This window comes from Microvirga zambiensis WSM3693, from assembly GCF_016735695.1.
In the GTDB taxonomy this organism is placed as follows: domain Bacteria; phylum Pseudomonadota; class Alphaproteobacteria; order Rhizobiales; family Beijerinckiaceae; genus Microvirga; species Microvirga zambiensis.
The window spans coordinates 1-15,279 of the sequence record NZ_JAERQD010000059.1; the positions used below are offsets into that span (position 1 = coordinate 1).

At 62.0% G+C, this 15,279-nt stretch carries 15 protein-coding genes; all 15 read right to left on the minus strand.

The features are described from left to right. On the minus strand, nucleotides 1-386 hold a 386-nt coding region (locus JKL46_RS28040; protein ID WP_201839574.1), incomplete at its 3' end, for an aldehyde dehydrogenase family protein. A 21-nt stretch (nucleotides 387-407) separates the two neighbouring features. Further along, nucleotides 408-1,685, minus strand: a complete 1,278-nt coding sequence (gene gabT, locus JKL46_RS28045) for a 4-aminobutyrate--2-oxoglutarate transaminase (RefSeq protein WP_201839578.1) — start codon at nucleotides 1,683-1,685, stop codon at nucleotides 408-410. A 48-nt stretch (nucleotides 1,686-1,733) separates the two neighbouring features. Further along, a complete protein-coding gene (locus JKL46_RS28050; RefSeq protein WP_201839584.1) occupies nucleotides 1,734-2,669 on the minus strand; it encodes a LysR substrate-binding domain-containing protein in 936 nt (311 codons plus the stop codon). Nucleotides 2,670-2,698: 29 nt separating this feature from the next. Beyond that, complete coding sequence (locus tag JKL46_RS28055) at nucleotides 2,699-4,054, minus strand: MFS transporter (protein ID WP_201839595.1); 1,356 nt, start codon at nucleotides 4,052-4,054, stop codon at nucleotides 2,699-2,701. Nucleotides 4,055-4,096: 42 nt separating this feature from the next. Beyond that, complete coding sequence (locus tag JKL46_RS28060; protein ID WP_201839597.1) at nucleotides 4,097-4,390, minus strand: muconolactone Delta-isomerase; 294 nt, start codon at nucleotides 4,388-4,390, stop codon at nucleotides 4,097-4,099. 10 nt (nucleotides 4,391-4,400) lie between these two features. Further along, nucleotides 4,401-6,020 (minus strand): phytoene desaturase family protein, encoded by a 1,620-nt coding sequence (locus JKL46_RS28065; RefSeq protein WP_201839599.1) that lies wholly within the window; start codon nucleotides 6,018-6,020, stop codon nucleotides 4,401-4,403. 95 nt (nucleotides 6,021-6,115) lie between these two features. After that, complete coding sequence (locus tag JKL46_RS28070; protein WP_201839612.1) at nucleotides 6,116-7,093, minus strand: ABC transporter substrate-binding protein; 978 nt, start codon at nucleotides 7,091-7,093, stop codon at nucleotides 6,116-6,118. Further along, complete coding sequence (locus JKL46_RS28075) at nucleotides 7,090-7,896, minus strand: ABC transporter ATP-binding protein (RefSeq protein WP_201839738.1); 807 nt, start codon at nucleotides 7,894-7,896, stop codon at nucleotides 7,090-7,092. The genes JKL46_RS28070 and JKL46_RS28075 overlap by 4 nt, the downstream gene beginning before the upstream one ends. Before the next feature lie 17 nt (nucleotides 7,897-7,913). Beyond that, the gene (locus JKL46_RS28080; RefSeq protein ID WP_201839620.1) at nucleotides 7,914-8,732 is read right to left on the minus strand and encodes an ABC transporter permease; all 819 of its coding nucleotides are present in this window, start codon (nucleotides 8,730-8,732) and stop codon (nucleotides 7,914-7,916) included. Nucleotides 8,733-8,802: 70 nt separating this feature from the next. After that, a complete protein-coding gene (locus JKL46_RS28085) occupies nucleotides 8,803-9,831 on the minus strand; it encodes a dipeptidase (RefSeq protein WP_201839623.1) in 1,029 nt (342 codons plus the stop codon). 27 nt (nucleotides 9,832-9,858) lie between these two features. Next, the gene (locus JKL46_RS28090; protein ID WP_210381495.1) at nucleotides 9,859-11,346 is read right to left on the minus strand and encodes an aldehyde dehydrogenase family protein; all 1,488 of its coding nucleotides are present in this window, start codon (nucleotides 11,344-11,346) and stop codon (nucleotides 9,859-9,861) included. After that, nucleotides 11,343-12,374, minus strand: a complete 1,032-nt coding sequence (locus JKL46_RS28095; RefSeq protein ID WP_201839626.1) for an ABC transporter ATP-binding protein — start codon at nucleotides 12,372-12,374, stop codon at nucleotides 11,343-11,345. The genes JKL46_RS28090 and JKL46_RS28095 overlap by 4 nt, the downstream gene beginning before the upstream one ends. Beyond that, entirely contained in the window at nucleotides 12,371-13,429 is a 1,059-nt protein-coding gene (locus JKL46_RS28100; protein WP_246529580.1) for an ABC transporter ATP-binding protein, read from the minus strand. The genes JKL46_RS28095 and JKL46_RS28100 overlap by 4 nt, the downstream gene beginning before the upstream one ends. Continuing rightward, nucleotides 13,426-14,376: an ABC transporter permease gene (locus tag JKL46_RS28105; RefSeq protein ID WP_201839629.1), complete on the minus strand. Its 951-nt coding sequence runs from the start codon at nucleotides 14,374-14,376 to the stop codon at nucleotides 13,426-13,428. Before JKL46_RS28105 ends, JKL46_RS28100 begins: the two co-directional genes overlap by 4 nt. 3 nt (nucleotides 14,377-14,379) lie before the next feature. Then, nucleotides 14,380-15,264, minus strand: a complete 885-nt coding sequence (locus tag JKL46_RS28110) for an ABC transporter permease (RefSeq protein WP_201839631.1) — start codon at nucleotides 15,262-15,264, stop codon at nucleotides 14,380-14,382. Nucleotides 15,265-15,279: the final 15 nt, after the last annotated feature.

Genomic DNA, 15,279 nt, shown 5'->3' on the forward strand with positions numbered 1-15,279 from the left:
TCGATATAGGCCGCGTTCGAGAGCACCTCGGCCTTGGCTTCCGAGAGCGGCTTGCCCTGCTCGGTGGTCAGGATCAGGGCGAGATCGTCGGCGTTGGCGACGATCAGGTCGTACCAGGCCTTGAGGATGCGGCTGCGCTCCTTGGCGGTGCGGCGGGCCCAGTCCTTCTGCACCGTAGCCGCCACATCGATCGCCCGCCGCGCCGCCTCGACGCCGAGGGAGGGCACATCGGCGATCGGGGCGCCGTCATAGGGATCGGTGACGGCGAAGCTGCGCCCGTCCGCGGCCGAGACCCACTCGCCCGCCACATAGGCCTTCTCCACCAGCAGCGACGGATCCCGCAGATCAACAACGCGGCGCTCAACAGGCTGCAACTGCGCGGTCATGGGTGAGACTCCGTTTTTTATCTAGGCCGCGAGTGCCTGCCCGAGGAGTTCCAATCCCTCGTCGACGATCGCATCTTCTGCGGTCAGAGGCACCAGGATGCGGATCGTATTGGCATTCGTTCCGCACGAGAGAAGGATCAGGCCGCTTTCATGTGCCCGCTGGATGACGCGCTTGGTGGCCGCAGCGTCCGGCTCGCGGGTGCTGCGATCCGTCACGATGTCGAAGGCGACCATGGCCCCCGGCCCCCTGATGTCGGCGATCGGCAGGAGGTCGTTGCGGTTCCTGGCACGCTCCAGCCAGGATCGCAGCCGCTGGCCGAGGGCTTGTGCGCGCTCCAGCAATTCTTCCTGCTCAAAGACGTCGAGGACAGCCAGTGCGGCCGCGCAGGCGAGCGGGTTGCCGGCATAGGTACCGCCCAGGCCGCCGGGATCCGCCGCATCCATGATGGGCGCCTTGCCGATGACACCGGAGAGCGGAAAGCCGCCGGCCAGGCTTTTCGCTACGCATATGAGATCCGGCGACACATCGTAATGCTCCATCGCAAACATCTTGCCGGTGCGCCCGAAGCCCGTCTGAACCTCGTCCGCGATGAGTACGATGCCATGCTGATCGCACACGGCGCGAAGGGAGCGCATGAGATCTGCGGGAACCTGATGGAATCCACCCTCGCCCTGCACGGGCTCGACGATGATGGCTGCGATCCGGGAAGGGTCGACATCCGCCTTGAAGATGAAGTCCAGATACTTCAGGGAGTCGTCGGAGCTGACGCCGTTCTGAGCGGTCGGAAACGGAACATGCCAGACCTCCGGCAAGGCCGGCCCAAGCCCCTTCTTATAGGGCACCACTTTCCCGGTCAGGGCCGACGCCATGACGGTGCGGCCGTGGAACCCGCCGGTGAAGGCGATCACGCCCGAGCGTCCGGTCGCCGCCCGGGCGATCTTCACTGCGTTTTCCGCAGCTTCGGCTCCCGTCGTGAAGAAGACGGACTTGAGAGGGCCGGCGATCGGAGCAAGGGCATTCAAGCGCTCGGCCAGTGCAATGTAGGGTTCGTACATCAACACCTGGAAACAGGTATGCGTGAACAGCTCCATCTGCTCCTTGACCGCAGCCACGACCTTCGGATGGCGATGGCCGGTGTTCAGCACGGCAATCCCACCGGCAAAGTCGACATATCGGCGGCCTTCGACATCCCAGATTTCCGCATTGCTGGCCCGCGAGGCGGAAATCGGCGTCGTGTGCCCGATGCCGCGGGCGACGGCGACGTTACGGCGGGCGAGAAGGTCGGCATTTGTCGTCATAGGAACCTCGTTGCGTGCGTGACACGAGGTAACGATCTTCAGCCCTGCTCAACAATCAGCTTCTTTGGCCCCGATTGCTGCATCTGGTGCAGCAATCGGGGCTCTGCCTGGCCGCAAGACCTGCACAAGCCAGTCGAAGAGCATCTGAACCGACCGGTTAGCCCACCTGTTGTGAGGCGCGATCAGGTAATAGGATCCGAGATAGATTTCGGACGGCACGACCTCGACGAGACGCCCAAGCCTCAAGTCGTCGTCGACGAGAAGAGCATTGGCGATCGCAATTCCTTGACCGATCTTGGCGGCCTCGATCGCCAAATGGGCGTGCCAGAGTCGAGGTCCCTGAAGAATGGGAATATGCGTGACGCCCGCATGCCTGAGCCAGGTCTCCCACTGAGCCGTGGAATCCTCGTGGATCAGCGGAAGCCTCAGCAGATCGGATGGCGACGTGATGGCGGGGAAGCGAGCCAACAGGGCCGGGCTCGCAACCGGAAAGACTCGCGGATGTGACAGCTGTTCCGCGCGAAGGTCGCCCTCATGGGGCGGATTGTTCAGATAGACGATTTCCGCATCGGCATCGCCCCGCGAAAAATCTGGACGAGACAAGGTGGGCTGCAGGGTGATGTTGCCGCCGCCCAGCTGGGCTTCGAGCTCCGGCAACCGTGCCAGGAGTTTGACCGTCGCGAGGCCCGGAATGCACCAAATCGCGAGCCCTTTCTGACCCGTCGTCTTGGTTCCCTGCGTTGCCTGGCGCAGCAGATCGAAGGCTTGCCAGACCTGCCTGTGGTATTGCTCGCCCTCCTCGGTCAGAACGACTCCCCTGCCCTTGTGCTCCACCAAGGTTACGCCAAGATCGGCCTGCAGGTTCTGAATGTGCCGCGAGACGACGGTTGGGCTGATGGCGAGCTCTTCGCCGGCGGCGCGGATGCTTCCTGTCCTGCCGAGAGCTTCGAACGCCCGCAGAGCCGTCAAAGAAGGAAGCCGCATAGGTCGTCGTTCCTAAAGCATCGACATTATCAAGCGGGTTTATCCTTCACAACAATCCGCAGGGAGCTGGCCATGCAGCCGGCGATGGAGAAGGCGAGAGCCATGAAGAGAATCTCGGTAGCGGCCGCCTCCAGCGGCTGCTTCAGCATATTCGCGACAAGCGCAGCGCCCAGGGTCTGACCGAAGAGGCGAGCCGCCGATTGAAGCGCACTTGCAGCGCCCGTGCGGTGAAGCGGGCTGCCGACGATGATCGCCTTGCTGTTGGGGGCCTGAAACAGTCCGAAGCCGAGCCCGCACAATCCCATGCGCCAGAAGACGTCGGCGACAGATGGCTGATCCGGCATCAGGAGGAGCATGGTCAAACCCAGGCACAGAAGCGCTAATCCGAGGGTGCCGAGCCTCCCCGCCGAGAACCGGTCGGACAGGCGGCCAGCCACGGGCGAGACGAGGGCGAGCGCCAATGGCCATGCGGACATCAGCAGGCCAGTCTCCAGAACCGAGAAGCCGATGATGGAGTGAAACAGAAACGGCAGGCCGACGTAACTGAGGCTCTGCACGACATAACTGAGGATCGCGGTGAGCGACGATAAGCCGACGCTTGGAATGCGGAGGATATCCAACGGGATAGCAGGGTTCGTTTTTCGGCGCTGATCGAAATACAGCCAGACGAGAAGCGCGACGATCACGAAGGCCTGCATCGAGATCCAGAGACTGCTCTTTCCGTCGTAGCCCATTCCATCGGCCGCGATGACGAGGATTCCGATCGTGATCGCGCTCAGGATCGAACCCGACATGTCGAAGCTCTGCTTGCGCAGAGGAGATTTCGGCAGAGCGAGAATTCCGATCGCCGAAGCTGCAAGCCCCAAAGGCACATTGATGCCGAACAGCCATGGCCATGGCGCGACGGCAAGGATCGCTGCCGCGATGGAAGGACCCGCGGTGGCGGAGAGAGCGACGATCAGCGTGTTGTATCCGATCCCGCGCCCGAGCGCATGCTTCGGATAGATGTAGCGTATGAGCGCTATGTTCACGCTCATCAGGGCGGACGCGCCGAGGCCCTGCAGAACGCGCGCGCCGATGAGCGAGTAGACGGATGAAGCCAGCGCACAGGCGAGGGACGCAGCCGTGAAGAGCAGCATCCCTCCTATGAAGACCCTGCTGTAGCCGATCCGATCTCCAAGGGCCGAGAACGGAAACAGGGAAACGGTGATGACGAGCTGGTAGGAGCTGACGACCCAAACAACCAGGGATGGGCTCGCGCCGAGGTCCTGTGCCATCAGCGGAAGCGCTAGATTGATCAGCGCCCCATCGAGAACGGCCATGACGATGGCGATTGTCACCGCCGTCATGGCCCAGCGACGCTGCGGCGTCGGCAATCCATCCATCGCGCTAAATCGCTCTAATACCGGCGCCCGGAATCCGTGCGATCATCCATGATAGGGCGTCGGATCGACGGCGTGTCTGGCCAGGGGATGAACGACGATATCGTGCATCCACGGATTGGCAGGCAGCCCGGTGATGATGTCGTGCAGCTCGGTTGCATCCTTTGCCCGCCAGATACCCCAATTCTCGAAGCGGCATGGAACGCGCCACATCCGAACCAGATGCCCCTGCTTGATAAGATCGGCGGCATGAGCACGCTCTTCCTTGATGACCCTTTCCTTCAGGTCCGGATCCATATCCTCCGACCAGCGAAGCTTGATGTTGACGAGAAATTCCATGGCTGCCTCCTTATGCACTCGCACGCATCTGCGCGCGATCTTCGAGTACGGCATTGCTGGCATTGAAGCCGGGAATGCCCGTGACGTATCCGCCTGGCCACGTCCCTGCTCCTGACAGGTAAAGGCCCTTCAGCGGGGTTCGGTAATTGTGAATGGAATGGTGAGGCCTCGCGCCGAACAGAGCGCCGGGAAGCATGTCACCATGCGTGATATGCGATTGCACCAGGCCGAGCTCGCCTTCCATTTCGACGGGGTCGACGAAGCGATGACCCACGATATGGCTGCGTAGATCCGGCATGAGGTCCGACAGGACGTCGATGCAGCGATTGCCGAACACGTCCCGTTCCGTATCCCAGCTCCCGTCACGCAACTCATAAGGCGCATGCCAGACATTGACGCTCAGGAGATGCCGCCCCTGCGGGGCAAGATCCGGCGACGTCACCGTCGGCATGAGCCCCCACATGATGGGTTCGCGGGCGGAGATACCGGCCAGTCCCTCGGCAACGGCGCGTTCGATATAGGCAAGCGAAGGCGCTATGCGGAACTGAACTCCGGCAAGCTGCTTCGGATCGATGCCGGAAGGAAGCCCCGCATAGTCGGGAACGCCATCCAAAGCGAGGACGAGTTTGAAAGCCGATCCACGCATCGGGACGGCAGAAACCGCGCCGCGAAGGTCGGCTCCGACAGCATCGTCGTCCAAAAGTTCGGTGAAGAGGCTGCGCGGATTGATCGCCGAAACGACGACCGGTGCATGATATTCATCGCCGTTCATGGCAGCGACTCCGACGACCTGCCCATTCCGATGCAGAATGTTCGCGATGGGCGTATCTGTCTCGATCACGGCGCCGTAGGATCGGCAGCACGCTTCGAGAGCGTCGACGATTGCGCCCATGCCTCCGACGGGAAGCCCCGTCGAGCCCCGCAGGGCGGCCCGGCGAGGATCGTCCGCATCGAGAGCGGGGGAGGACGCCAGGGACAACGGCCTCAGCATCAGCCCGACAGCCGTACCGGGTGCCGACGGAGGCGTGAGCGTCGCATTCAACGCGACCATGCCGAGAAGAGCCTTCGCCTCCTCCGACCTCAACTCCTCATCCAGAAGCTGGCGAAGACTGCCGAAGAAGACTCTGTTGAACAGGGCCTCCTGTGCCTTCGGCAGCGTCTTGGCGATCGACAGAAGGTCGGGCGAGGGCTGAAAGAGCGACGTTCGCAGATGACGGGCCAGTTCCTCGAGAGAATTCAGGAGGTTGAAGTAACGATCCGCCTCCCCGGGCGCATAGGCATTCAGCTGAGCGGCGATCTTCTCGCGATCCCGCCACCCCAGAAAGCACCCGCCGGGGAAGGGATGAACGACGGTCGGATCGGTGCGGACGAACCGCAGGCCGAACTGTTCCAGATTCAGCTCTTGAAGAAAGCGTGGTTCGAAGCTTCCCGGCGAGTTGGTGAAGGCCGTGCGATAGCCAGGCATGAATTCGAAGGTTCCGCAGGGACCTCCGAGGCTGGCCCTGGCTTCGAGGACGGCCACACGGAGTCCAGCCCGCCCGAGATAGGCGGCTGCAATCAACCCGTTGTGACCACCGCCAACCACGATCGCATCGAAGCGGTGGATCGGCGTATTCGTCGTGTTTGGCATCTCTCTCATCCTGGCATGCTTCACCGATCACCTCTCACGAGGCGCACGGCGCTTTCATCTTGCGGGGGGCTGCCGCGGCAGCCCCGACATCCGCGCTATTTGGGCAGATAATCGTTGGAGAAGTACGTGCTGGGATCCTTACGACCGGTCATGCCGCCGTACTGCTCGAGGGTCTTGTTCATCGCGTCCCAGTCCTCGGAAGCCATCCAACCGACAGGTTTTCCTTGTGTCGCGCCGGTATGGAGCGAGCTCTCATAGGCTTCCAATACGCTCTTGTGGAAGATCGCAGGCTGCGTGTTTCCCGTCACCTTCAGGAAGATTTGAATGGCCTCATCCTTGTTCGCCAGCGTGTAGTCGAGGCCCTTCCTGGTCGCGTCCAGGAAGCGCCGAACGACGTCAGGCTTGTCCTTGAGAAAGGAATTGTTGGCGATGATTCCAAAGCTGAGATTGGTGACGCCCCAATCCGCATACCGGAGAATCGAGATCTTCTTGCCCTGAGCGATCAATTGGGGACCGTAATAGTAATCGTCGCCGCTGATGCAATCCAATTGCCCGGACGTGATGGCGGCGAACTTGGCATCACCCGGCATGTTGACGAGCGAGATATCTTTGACATCGAGGCCGTTGGCCCGCAGGAAAGCCGGCAGCACCTGTCCGTCCGAACCGGTCGGAGTGGAGCCGACGCGCTTACCCTTCACGTCCGCAGGCTTCTTCACATCCTCGCCCGAGCAGATCAGCGAGATCGGTCCCTTCTGCCAGAACCCGGCCACGACAGTGATCGGAACGCCCGCCGAGATGGATTGAGCGGCCGTCGAAAGGCTCGCATGTCCGATGGGCTCCCGGCTCTCGCCGACGACGAGGGTCGTGGTTTTCGATCCCTGACCCTGCTGGATCTCGATGTCGATCCCGGCATCCTTGTAGAAGCCCTTCTCCTTGGCCACCAGCATGGGAGTCTGTCCCGGCCACCAGCTCCAGTCGAGACGTATGCTGAGCTTGTCGGCAGCCTGTACGGCGCCTGTGCCGAGAAACGACGCAACCGTCGCAATCAGGGCAATCCGCGATGTGATTTTCATAGCGCCATCTCCATGGTGGTGTTGTCCGGGGTTTCGCCATCATCATCGCGGATCACACCCATCCGCTGGAAATGATGCAGGATCTCGTCGACGATCGCGTTGAACTCGGCCGTTCCTCTCATGGACAGACGTCTGGAGCGCGGAAGCGGCACGTCGAGAACGGCCTCGACACGGCCCGGACGCGGCGCCATCACGATGATCCGGTCAGAGAGGAAGACTGCTTCCTGAACGCTGTGGGTGACAAAGACCACGGTGGGGCGGGAGCGAAGCCAGAGCTTCTGCAGATCCACCATCATCTGGTCACGGGTCAGAGCGTCGAGGGCACCGAAGGGTTCGTCCATCAGCAGAAGTGACGGATTGTGAACGAGAGCCCGGCACACGCTGACGCGCTGGCTCATGCCACCGGAGAGCTGATAGGGATAGGCGCTCTCGAAACCCTTCAGGCCTGCGGCCGCCAGCAAATCCCGTGCGCGGGCGGCATACACGTCATGAGGAAGCTTGCGCGCCTCCGCCTGGATCAGGACGTTGTCGAGAACGCTTCTCCAGTCGAGAAGGACCGGGCTCTGGAACACGATGCCGATATCGGTCTCGGGCTTCGTCACGACCCGGTCCGCGACGGAGACCCGTCCGTTTGTCGGTGTATCCAGTCCGGCCACGATTCTCAGAAGCGTACTCTTGCCGCAGCCGCTTGGTCCGACGATCGATACGAACTCCCCCTCGCCGATCAGGAGAGAGGTGGAGGAGAGCGCTTCCAAACCTTTGTAGCTCTTGGTCACGTGCTCGATGCGAATTGGCTTACCCATCATGTGCTCCCCTGTCCTCAATGCCCTGCATCCTGCCGAACGGAGCTGTGCCATGGCATGAGGCGCGCCTCCGCCCATTGCACGAGCGCGAAACTCACCACTCCGATCAGGACGAGGAAAATGAGGGCTGCGAACATCAGAGCGGTCTGCATCTGCCCGCTTGCCAGAAGGATGAGATAGCCGAGTCCCTTGTCCGCGCCGATGAATTCGCCGACGACGGCGCCCACGACAGCCAGAGTGATACAGACCTTCAGTCCACCGAAGATGCTCGGAAGCGCAAAGGGAAAGTAGATCTTGCGGAACATGTCCTGTGCCGAAAGACCCATGGAGCGCCCCAGATAGACCATGTCTTTGGGGACGCTCTTCAAACCCACCACCGTGCTGATGATGACGGGGAAGAATGCGACGAGGACACCGATCATCACCTTGGTGCTCAGACCAAAGCCGAGCCAAACCAGGATGAGCGGAGCAAGAGCGACTTTCGGTACTGCCTGGCTGACGACCAGCAGCGGATACACCGTCTCTTCGAACCAGCGGAATCGCGCGATGAGAAAAGCAATCGGCATCGCGACGAGGATGCTGAAGACGAAGGCCAGGGTCGTCTCGAAGGCGGTGACGCCAGAATGATAGACCAACGATGGAAACTGGCTGACGATGACATTGGCCACGGCCATCGGAGGAGGCAGCAGATAAGGCGCCGGCTGAAACAGCATGACCCCGGCCTGCCACGCTCCAAGAAGCACGAAGAGGGATATTACGGGATAGAAAGCGCGCACCCTGCGCCATGTCGGTGCCGATGTTACAGAAATCGGAATGGTGCTGTCGACCTGTCCCATAAAATCCTCCGTGATCGCGTGTGTGACCCATCTTCGACGGGTCACATCCGATTAACAAGCGGTTAGAATTTCAAGCGGCGCTTGCAGCGGCCGGCATTTGAGCCGGCACGAAACTGTCCCTGAACAACCGGACCCAGTTGCCTCCTGCGATCTTTGCGATTTCCTCGCTGGAGAAGCCGCGCTTCTCCATTCCTTCCAGAATATTCGGGAAGTCGACGGATGACTTGAACCAAGTCGGCCATGCGGAGAATCCCTTGATCGGGATCGCGCTTTCCCGCGACCACCGGCCGGCGCGCCACCACTTGATCTGGGATTCCGGCCATCCGTCGTAATAATCAGTGCCGAAGCCGATCGTATCGACGCCGACAAGGTCGGCAGTCCACGAAATCATGTCGATGAAGGTATCGAGGCTGCAGTTCGAGCCGTCGCGCATGATCTTAGGATACATGCTCAAGCCAAGCACGCCGCCGGTCTCGGCAAGGCGCTTGATCAGAGGCGTCGATTTATTCCTACGATTCAACTCGATATCGGTGCCCACGAACTCCGACGGGTTGGCATGGGTGATCGCAATGGGACGCGACGAATACTCGATGGCATCGAAGCAGGTGCGCTCGGTGCAGTGCGAGACATCCACGAGCATGCCGAGGCGATTCATCTCGGCAATGACATTGCGGCCGAAGAACTTCGAAACGCCATTCTCGTCGGGCTCCCAGCATCCGGAGGCAACCCTGTTCTGAACGTTGTAGGTGAGCTGGGCTATGCGAACACCGAGCTGATAGAAGATCTCGACGAGTTCGATATCGTCCTCGAAGGGTGACGTATCCTGAAAGCCGTAGACCACCGCGGTCCGGCCGGAGGCTGCGATCCGCTCGATATCCTCGGCAGTCGTCGCCAGTGCGATCAGGTCGCTATTCTGCTCGAGAAGCCGGTTCCATTCGCCGATTGCGGTCAGGGTCTCGCGGGCGTTCTCCCAGATGGCGAGCGTGACATGGACGCACCCGATACCACCCTCGATCCATTCCTTGAACCGGGCGCGCTCCGGCTTGTTGTACTGCAGCGCGTCGACGACGATCGGCTTGCGTGCCAGTGAGTAAGACATTTCAGGTCCTTTCCTAATCCTGGAAATTCAATGGGCGAACGGATCGGCGGCGGGGCCGTAATCCGTAACGACGGCCTTGATCTGGGAGAATTCATCCAGGGCCTCGAGACCGTTCTCGCGACCGAGGCCGGATTGCTTGAAGCCGCCGAACGGCACGCGCAGATTGATGGCGCGGTAAGTGTTGACCCACACGGTGCCGGCCTGAAGGCGCCTGGAGACCCGGCGCGCGCGATGAAGGTCCTTTGTCCAGAAGCCGGCGGCCAGGCCGTATTCGACACCGTTCGCGATGGCGATGGCTTCGTCCTCGGTCTGAAAGCTCTGCACGGTCACGACCGGGCCGAAGATCTCCTCGCGACAGATGCGCATGTCGCTGGTCACGTCCACGATGATCGTGGGCTCGATCCAGAAACCGTCCGACAGCTCCGGATCCACCGACGGAACGCCGCCTCCGAGGACGACGCGCCCGCCGGCAGCAACGGCCTCGGCGATGTAGGCATTGATCCGGTCGTACTGGCGCCTCGAGGCGACAGGCCCGATATGGCTTCTCGCGGAGGCGGGATGTCCAATTCGGATACGGCGCGCCGAGGCGATGTAGCGCTCGACGAAAGCGTCATACAGTGAGGCGTGCACGAGAACGCGGGAGCCGGCGACACAGGTCTGTCCCGTGGCTGAGAAAGCCCCTTGCGTGGCAGCGATCACGGCCGAATCGAGATCAGCGTCCTCGAAGACGATATGCGCCGACTTTCCGCCCGCCTCGCAGACGAAGCGCTTCATGCCGCCCGCAACCTTGGCGCCGAGGACGCGAGCCGTCGCGGTGCTGCCGGTGAAGCTCACCATGGCGACCCCGGGATGCGTTGCAAGCTTCTCGCTCACGACCGCATCGCCGATGACGACATTGACGACGCCTTTCGGGAACCCGGCCTGGAGCGCGAGCTCCGCAAGCATGATGCTGGATCCCGGCGCGTCGGCCGGCGGCTTGAGGATGACCGCGTTGCCCATGGCGAGAGCCGGTGCCAGCTTCCAGGAGCCCAGAGAGAGCGCTCCGTTGAACGGAGTAATGGCGACCACGACGCCGACGGGTTCGCGGATGACCCGCGCTTCCATGGTACGGGACACCGTTCGCAGGACGTCGTCATGCGTTTCCAGCGCGCTGGCGTAGAAATGATACCATTGCGCGGTGGCACGCATTTCCGCAGCGGTGGCCGCATGGCTTTTCCCGTTGGCCAGACTTTCCAGCATGCCGAGAGCCTCCGCATTGCTGGCGATAAGGTCGCCGAGCTTGCGTAGATGAGCCGCTCTCTCCGCCGGCGCCAGTTCGGCCCATGCGGCGCTCGCATAGGCGATCGATGCGCTCTCGACAGCCAGCTCGACGGCGCTGTCGTCGACACAGGAACGCGCCCAGACCTTACCGGTCGAGGGATCGACAAGCGCGAGCGGCTCGCCTTGAACCAGCAATTTCTGACCATCGACAAACGATGTGAACGTAGTATCGCGGTTGGCTTCAAAAGGATTCAAGATACGGCTCCTTGTGCCGCACGCGAGAGCGCTTCACGCACGTGCGGTTCTTGCATGTGATGGCAGGCGGCAAGATGGTCGGGGTCGCGACCTGTCATGGAACGAAGCTGAGGCCGACTGGTCCGGCAGATCTCGGTGGCGAACAGGCAGGATTTCTGAAAGCGGCATCCCGGCAGAGGCGCGGAAGGATCCGGCGGTTCCGACCGCACATCGATCCGGGGACGCATGCGCTCGATTCTCGGATTGGGAACCGGCACCGCGGAGAGCAGGGCCGAGGTATAGGGATGCAGAGGCGCGGAGAAGATGCTCTTTCGCGGTCCCTTCTCCATGATCTGCCCACCATACATGACGACGATGCTGTGGGAGACATGCCGAACGATGCTCAGATCGTGGGTGATGAAGAGGTAGGTCAGCCCCCGGTCCTGCTGCAGGTCCTGAAGGAGATTGACGATCTGGCCCTGAATGCTCACGTCGAGCGCGGAGACGACCTCGTCGAGCACGATGAATTTCGGCTCGATGGCGAGCGCCCGTGCAATGGCAACCCGCTGACGCTGCCCGCCCGATAGCGCATGCGGATAACGCTCGGCCAGATCGCGGCGAAGCCCCACATCGTCGAGGAGACGACCGACCCTCTGGTCGGCATCGTGCCCCTTGGCGAGTTCGTGGACCTCGAGCACCTCCTTGAGGGTCTCACCGATCGTCATGCGTGGATTGAGGCTCGCATAGGGATCCTGGAACACGATCTGGGACATGCGGGGCAAAGCGCCGTGCGCTTGCCTCAGCGCCCTGAGATCGCGGCCGAAGCACTCGACGGTCCCACCGGCAAGCGGTGCAAGACCGATCAGTGCACGACCTGTCGTGCTCTTGCCGCTGCCGCTCTCACCCACGAGGCCGACTGTCTCGCCTTCAGCAATATCGAAAGAGACGGAATCGACGGCGTGGACCTCGCCCGCAACGCGACGAAGGATGCCTTTGCGGATCGGAAAACGAACGGAAACATCTTTTAGCTGAATCGCTGGAGCGCTCATCGTGCTCCTCCACTGGCCATCGTGAGGGAGAGCCCGACAAACGGATCGACGTGACACCGCACGGGGTGGCGTCCCCCTTCCACACTGTCCGCGAGAGCTGGCAGCTCGGCCCGGCATACGTCGCGGACATAGTCGCAGCGTGGATTGAAGGGACATCCCTGGACCGGGTTTCGCGGATCCGGCGGGAGACCTGGGATCGGGTTCAGCCGCTCAGACACTTCGTCCTCAAGCTGCGAGATCGTGTCGAGAAGCGCCTTCGTGTAGGGATGCCGAGGGCTTGCGAACAGCGTTTCCGTTTCGGCGGTTTCGACGACGCGGCCGGCATAAAGCACTGCAACGCGATCCGCGACCCCGGCGACTACACCAAGATCGTGAGTGATGAGAATGAGTGCCATTCCCAGCTCCTTGCGCAGAGAATCGATCAGGCGCAGGATCTGGGATTGAGTGGTCACGTCGAGAGCCGTGGTCGGCTCGTCCGCAATGAGGACCTTGGGGTTGGCGCTGATCGCCATCGCAATGAGCGCACGCTGACGCATGCCGCCCGAGAGCTCATGAGGATAGCTCGCAAGCCGGGTGGCTGCTCCGGGAATTCCGACGAGATCGAGGAGCTCGATGCAGCGCGTCCGGGCCGCCGAGCGGGACATTCCACCATAGTGAATCATCGGTTCCGCCATCTGCGTGCCGATGGTCATCGCGGGGTTCAGGGAGGTCAGAGCGTCCTGGGAGATCAGCGCAATGCCGCTGCCGCGAACCGCCCGCATCTCACGAGGGGAAAGATCGACCAGATTACGACCTTCCAGCAGAACCTGACCCGAGGTGATGCGTCCGCCACGGGGCAGGAGACCGAGAGCCGCGAGCATGGTCTGGCTCTTGCCGCATCCCGACTCGCCGACGACACCTAGAGCTTCGCCACGCCCGACCGACAGGGAGACATCGTTTACGACCTGGACCGAGGCTGCATCGCGACCATAGGCGACGCCCAGATCCTTGACCTCGAATACCGCGTCGCTGGAGCGGATCGTCTGAGCCGGATGTGGTTTTGTGAACATCATCATGCCAGCTTTACCTTCGGGTTGAAGTAGGCGTAGAGGATGTCGACCGCGAAGTTGATCAGGACGAAGGCGACGGCGAGGACGAGGATGCCTCCCTGGATCAGAGGAATGTCGCGCGTCGATATCGCCTGAAACATGGCCAGGCCGATCCCGGGCCAGGAGAACACTGTCTCCGTCAGAACCGCGCCGCTCAAGAGAAAGCCCATCTGCATGCCGATGACCGTGATCACGGATGGCATGGCATTCGGAAGCGCATGACGGAGCACGATGCGGGCTTCACCGACGCCTCTGCTCCGGGCCGTGCGGATGTAGTCGCTGTTGATCACGTCGAGAATGGCGGACCGTGTCATGCGGGCGATGACGGCGAGAGACCAGGCCGCGAGCGTGATGGTCGGCAGCACCATGTGAGCAACCATGCTTCCAATGCCGCTGCTGCCGGTCGCGCCCTGCATCCCGCCGACGGGAAGAAGCCGCAGATGGAGGCCGAAGGTCAGGATGAGGACAAGACCGAGCCAGAAGGACGGCATGCTGTTGAAGAACAGCACGACGACGGACAATCCCTGATCCCTGAGGGAACCCGGCTTCAGGGCGGCCCAGGTTCCGGCGGCGACGCCGGCGACAGATGCAAGGATGATGGCCGCGATTGCCAGGAGGGAGGTGTTGAACAGCCGTTCGACGATGACCTGCGTGACGGGCTGCGCGAAGGTGAAAGATTGTCCCAGATCACCGTGAAGGAGATTCTTCAGATAGATGGCGTACTGAACATAGATCGGTTCGTTCAGCCCCAGGGACAGGCGCAGTTGCTGCCTTGCCTCCTCCGATGCCATGCTTCCGAGCAGGACGTCGGCCGGATCGCCGGGAATGATCTGCGCCAGCAGGAAGGTCGCCAGGGTCACCCCGATGATCACAGGGATGATCTGAAGCGCGCGATTGAGGATGAACGAGATCATCGGTCAGCTCCGATCCTTGGTGAATCGGGGATCCAGCATGTCCCGCGCCGCGTCGCCGATCAGGTTGAAGCCGACGGCGAGGAAGACGATCGCCAGTCCGGGAATTGTCGCCACATGCGCTGCCGTTGCGATGGCGGTTCTTCCGCTCGAGAGCATCTGCCCCCATTCCGGCGTCGGCGGCTGCGGGCCGAGGCCGAGAAAGCTCAAGCTGGCGGAGAGGATCACGTTACGACCGGTTTGCAGCGTTCCGTACACCACCGCCGGGCCGAGGACGTTCGGCAGGATGTGGCGGAGGGCAATGCGCGTGTGACTGTAGCCGAGCGTGCGCGCCGCTTCGACGTAGAGTTCCTCCTTGATCCCCAACGCGACGCCACGGACGATCCGCCCAAAGGCGGGAATCGTGACGACGACCATTGCAATGATCATCGAATTGAGGCCGGGACCGAGGGCGGCGCTGATGCCGAGCGCGAGCAGGATGCCCGGGAAGGCAAACATGACGTCGAAGACGCGCATGACCACGCTATCCCAGATCCCACCGATGTAACCGGCGGAAAGCCCGATCGCGCCGCCGATCAGCAGAGCGATCACGGTGGGAAGGATTGCGACGAGCAATGCGAAACGCGCGCCATAGATCAGACGGCTCAGAATATCCCGACCGAGTTCGTCGGTTCCCAGGATATGCCAACCGGAGAAGGGACGCTGGTATCGCGCCAACGGATCCACATGGAGGGGATCGAATGGCGCGATCCAATCGGCAAAGAGGGCCAGAACGATGATGGTGGCGATGATGGCGAGACCGACAGTCAGGGAGGCATTCGACAGCACGCGCTTCAAGAGCGCGCTGCCGGCGCGGTTCGTGACTGGAGCTGCTTGCGTGATCGCTGTCATCGTTCATTCCCTCGG

What these genes read in the sequence shown, in the direction of transcription:
- JKL46_RS28060 (WP_201839597.1), bottom strand. Translation starts at nt 4,390, where the DNA reads ATGGAATTTCTCGTCAACATCAAGCTTCGCTGGTCGGAGGATATGGAT.
- JKL46_RS28085 (WP_201839623.1), bottom strand. Translation starts at nt 9,831, where the DNA reads ATGTCTTACTCACTGGCACGCAAGCCGATCGTCGTCGACGCGCTGCAG.
- JKL46_RS28050 (WP_201839584.1), bottom strand. Translation starts at nt 2,669, where the DNA reads ATGCGGCTTCCTTCTTTGACGGCTCTGCGGGCGTTCGAAGCTCTCGGC.
- JKL46_RS28075 (WP_201839738.1), bottom strand. Translation starts at nt 7,896, where the DNA reads ATGGGTAAGCCAATTCGCATCGAGCACGTGACCAAGAGCTACAAAGGT.
- JKL46_RS28065 (WP_201839599.1), bottom strand. Translation starts at nt 6,020, where the DNA reads ATGCCAAACACGACGAATACGCCGATCCACCGCTTCGATGCGATCGTG.
- gabT (WP_201839578.1), bottom strand. Translation starts at nt 1,685, where the DNA reads ATGACGACAAATGCCGACCTTCTCGCCCGCCGTAACGTCGCCGTCGCC.
- JKL46_RS28105 (WP_201839629.1), bottom strand. Translation starts at nt 14,376, where the DNA reads ATGATCTCGTTCATCCTCAATCGCGCGCTTCAGATCATCCCTGTGATC.
- JKL46_RS28070 (WP_201839612.1), bottom strand. Translation starts at nt 7,093, where the DNA reads ATGAAAATCACATCGCGGATTGCCCTGATTGCGACGGTTGCGTCGTTT.
- JKL46_RS28055 (WP_201839595.1), bottom strand. Translation starts at nt 4,054, where the DNA reads ATGGATGGATTGCCGACGCCGCAGCGTCGCTGGGCCATGACGGCGGTG.
- JKL46_RS28095 (WP_201839626.1), bottom strand. Translation starts at nt 12,374, where the DNA reads ATGAGCGCTCCAGCGATTCAGCTAAAAGATGTTTCCGTTCGTTTTCCG.
- JKL46_RS28100 (WP_246529580.1), bottom strand. Translation starts at nt 13,429, where the DNA reads ATGATGATGTTCACAAAACCACATCCGGCTCAGACGATCCGCTCCAGC.
- JKL46_RS28080 (WP_201839620.1), bottom strand. Translation starts at nt 8,732, where the DNA reads ATGGGACAGGTCGACAGCACCATTCCGATTTCTGTAACATCGGCACCG.
- JKL46_RS28110 (WP_201839631.1), bottom strand. Translation starts at nt 15,264, where the DNA reads ATGACAGCGATCACGCAAGCAGCTCCAGTCACGAACCGCGCCGGCAGC.